Consider the following 3,464-nt stretch of genomic DNA (forward strand, 5'->3'; position numbering starts at 1 on the left):
TAGATATCGCCGTTCAGTTCGCGGATGATCAGGATATCCAGTCCCGCGACAATTTCGGCTTTAAGCGACGAAGCCGCCGTCAATTGCGGATAACAAATGGCCGGACGGAAATTCGCGAACAATTGCAAGTGCTTGCGCAGACCCAGGATGGCTTGTTCCGGACGCAGCGCGCGTTCGAGCGAATCGTATTTCCAGTCGCCCACGGCGCCGAACAGGATCGCGTCCGATGCTTTTGCCAGCGCGAGCGTTGCTTCCGGCAGCGGATGACCGCTCGCCTCATAACCCGCGCCACCGACCGGCGCTTCTTCGAGCTCGAACTTTTCGTCGAGCGCGTTCAGGACCTTGACGGCCTCCTTGATGATTTCCGGACCGATGCCATCGCCGGGCAGCACTGCAATCTTCATGGTGTTTCCTTTTCTTTGTTGATCCGTACGATCCGTACGATCCGCACTTATCCGACGAGGCGGTTGTTCAGCCACGGCTGCTTCACGAGGCGCTCGTTCTCGAATTGCTTGATCTTGTCCGCGTGACGCAGCGTGAGCGCGATATCGTCGAAACCATTCAGCAGGCAGAACTTGCGGAAGCCCGGCACTTCGAACGAAAACTCGCTGCCGTCCCCCGTCAGCACAACCTGACGTTCGAGATCCACGGTCAGCTCGAAACCGTTGAACGCGTAGGTCTCGTTGAACAGCCGATCCACTTGGCTATCCGTCAGGACGATCGGCAGCAGGCCGTTCTTGAAACAGTTGTTGAAGAAGATATCGGCGAAACTCGGCGCGATGATTGCGCGGAAACCGTACTGATCCAGCGCCCACGGCGCGTGTTCACGCGAACTGCCGCAGCCGAAATTCTCGCGCGTCAGCAAAATCGATGCGCCTTTATAGCGCGGCTGATTCAGAACGAAATCCGGATTCAGCGGGCGTTGCGAGTTGTCCTGGCCGGGTTGGCCGACATCCAGATAACGCCATTCATCGAACGCATTCGGGCCGAAACCCGTGCGCTTGATGGACTTCAGGAACTGCTTCGGGATGATCGCGTCCGTGTCGACGTTCGCACGATCCAGCGGCGCCACGAGCCCGCTATGTACTGTGAATTTTTCCATGATCCGTCACCGGTTTGGTCTGCTTGACCGTTCTTTAAAACCGCTTACTTGTCGGCCGCGTTGCTGATCGAGTTGCCGAGGTGATGCAAATCTTCGCCAAAACCGTGGACCGTATTGCAGCCCGCGACGCCGGCAAAAACCGCGATGAACCCCAGCACAATAAAGACGCGCTTCATGCCAGTTCGCGGATATCGACGAAATGACCTTCGATAGCGGCAGCCGCCGCCATCGCAGGGCTCACCAGGTGCGTACGGCCGCCGGCGCCTTGACGCCCTTCGAAATTGCGATTCGACGTGGACGCGCAGCGCTCGCCCGGCTCCAGCCGGTCGGCGTTCATCGCAAGACACATTGAGCAGCCCGGTTCGCGCCATTGGAAACCGGCGTCGAGAAACACCTTATCGAGCCCTTCGCGTTCCGCTTGCGCCTTCACGAGACCGGAACCCGGCACGACCATGGCCAGACGGATGTTCGGTGCAACGCGGCGGCCGAGCGTCTTCACCACATACGCCGCGGCGCGCAAGTCCTCGATCCGCGCATTCGTGCACGAGCCGATGAAAATCTTGTCCGGCTTGATCGACTGCATCGGCGTGTTCGGTTCGAGCGCCATGTACTTCAGCGCGCGTTCGATCGCGTCGCGCTTGACCGGGTCCTTTTCGCGCTCGGGATCGGGCACGCGGCCGTCGATGGACGTCACCATTTCCGGCGATGTGCCCCACGTCACTTGCGGCACGATTTCAGCCGCATTCAGTTCCACCACGCGGTCAAACTTCGCGCCCGGATCGGACGTGAAGGTGCGCCAGTAGGTTGCTGCCTGCTCGAATTCCGCGCCGTGCGGCGAGTACGGTCGATCTTTCAGGTAGTTGATGGTGGTTTCATCGACGGCAACCATGCCTGCCCGTGCGCCCGCTTCGATGGCCATGTTGCAGACCGTCATGCGGCCTTCCATGGACAATGCCCGGATGGTCGAACCACCGAACTCGATGGCGTAACCGTTGCCGCCCGCCGTACCAATCTTGCCGATGATGGCCAGCACGATGTCCTTCGCAGTGCAGCCGCGCGGCAGCGGCCCTTCGACCTTGACGAGCAAGTTCTTGCTCTTCTTTTGCAGTAGCGTTTGCGTGGCGAGGACGTGCTCGACTTCCGACGTACCGATGCCATGCGCCAGCGCGCCGAACGCGCCGTGCGTGGAGGTATGCGAATCACCGCAGACTATTGTCATTCCCGGCAGCGTGGCGCCCTGTTCCGGCCCGATGATGTGCACGATCCCTTGCCGCAGGTCGTTCATCTTGAACTGCGTGATCCCGTACGCGTCGCAGTTGTTGTCGAGCGTGTCGACTTGCAGCTTCGAGATCGGGTCAGCGATGCCGTGCGAGCGATCGGTCGTCGGGACGTTGTGGTCCGACACCGCCAGGTTCGCGCTGATCCGCCATACCGGCCGTTCAGCCAGTTTCAGACCCTCGAACGCTTGCGGGCTGGTCACTTCGTGGAGCAAATGACGGTCGATGTAGAGGATGGACGTACCGTCTTCCTCAGTGTGGATCACATGCGAGTTCCACAACTTGTCATACAGAGTCTGGGCCATGGTCTTTTCAGGTGTTGTGACTGCGGGGGTGTTTTTTGGTTTGATGATTATGCCACGCAGGATGACGACTTGCGCTAGTCAGTTAGAAAAAACTGATATAAAACAGTGAGTTAGGGTGGTAGTGGAGCTACCTGTATGGGGAGTACCGGGATGGTTGGTTGGCGCAAAATGCAGAACAGAATCAGCCGTTTAGGCGCGTCGTCGGCATGTTAAGTGGGCAAATCAGGAGTAGTCGGATTCGCGAAATAACTGGCCTGATTGCGGCGCTTCAAATTCAATATCTGCGGCGTCTGGAGCAGCTAACCGCTCGACAATGCTCGCACTGGCGCATTGGCTGCACTTTTCGATGCACGGCGGGGGAAAACGGCCCGGGTGGCCGCAGTGTGCGACGAAGCCGGCGGGGTCAATAGCGGCTCGACCCTCTCTACTTTTGTCCCGACCTGGCATACCCAGCTTTCAATGACCGGGGTTACAAGCCCTGCTCGGGGACGAGCCTCTGAATGCAAAGACGGGTGCAAGTGCATTGCGCACCGGCACCCGTCGACTGCATCAATAATCTACTCAACACCCACTACAAAGCCCGTCCCACGATCAACGGATCGACCATTCCAATCGCGCGAACGTCGCGATTGGAATAGGGCAGCTTATGCAAAATATGGCGCATCGCATTCAGCCGCGCCCGCTTTTTGCAGTCCGAGCGAACCACCGCCCATGGAGAATCGGCAGTATCCGTTTGCGCGAACATCGCTTCCTTCGCGTCCGTGTATTCGTTCCACTTGT

Annotated in this window: 4 protein-coding genes and 1 pseudogene; all 5 read right to left on the reverse strand. The window is 58.9% G+C overall.

Features of this window, described 5'->3' with window-relative positions; all coding sequences use genetic code 11:
• The coding region (locus JWR14_RS22735; RefSeq protein WP_299712300.1) for an isocitrate/isopropylmalate family dehydrogenase at positions 1–404 on the reverse strand (404 nt) is incomplete at its 3' end.
• A 47-nt stretch (positions 405–451) separates the two neighbouring features.
• Positions 452–1,102, reverse strand: a complete 651-nt coding sequence (gene leuD, locus JWR14_RS22740) for a 3-isopropylmalate dehydratase small subunit (RefSeq protein ID WP_299712303.1) — start codon at positions 1,100–1,102, stop codon at positions 452–454.
• A gap of 44 nt (positions 1,103–1,146) precedes the next feature.
• Complete coding sequence (locus tag JWR14_RS22745) at positions 1,147–1,278, reverse strand: entericidin A/B family lipoprotein (RefSeq protein WP_299712306.1); 132 nt, start codon at positions 1,276–1,278, stop codon at positions 1,147–1,149.
• Positions 1,275–2,684, reverse strand: a complete 1,410-nt coding sequence (leuC, locus tag JWR14_RS22750) for a 3-isopropylmalate dehydratase large subunit (protein WP_213766647.1) — start codon at positions 2,682–2,684, stop codon at positions 1,275–1,277. The genes JWR14_RS22745 and leuC overlap by 4 nt, the downstream gene beginning before the upstream one ends.
• 571 nt (positions 2,685–3,255) lie before the next feature.
• Positions 3,256–3,464 (reverse strand): annotated as a pseudogene (locus JWR14_RS22755) (polyphosphate kinase 2); the annotation flags it as partial.

The sequence above is a fragment of the Caballeronia sp. genome, from assembly GCF_028292365.1.
Taxonomy (GTDB): Bacteria; Pseudomonadota; Gammaproteobacteria; order Burkholderiales; family Burkholderiaceae; genus Caballeronia.

What these genes read in the sequence shown, in the direction of transcription:
- JWR14_RS22745 (WP_299712306.1), bottom strand. Translation starts at nt 1,278, where the DNA reads ATGAAGCGCGTCTTTATTGTGCTGGGGTTCATCGCGGTTTTTGCCGGC.
- leuC (WP_213766647.1), bottom strand. Translation starts at nt 2,684, where the DNA reads ATGGCCCAGACTCTGTATGACAAGTTGTGGAACTCGCATGTGATCCAC.
- leuD (WP_299712303.1), bottom strand. Translation starts at nt 1,102, where the DNA reads ATGGAAAAATTCACAGTACATAGCGGGCTCGTGGCGCCGCTGGATCGT.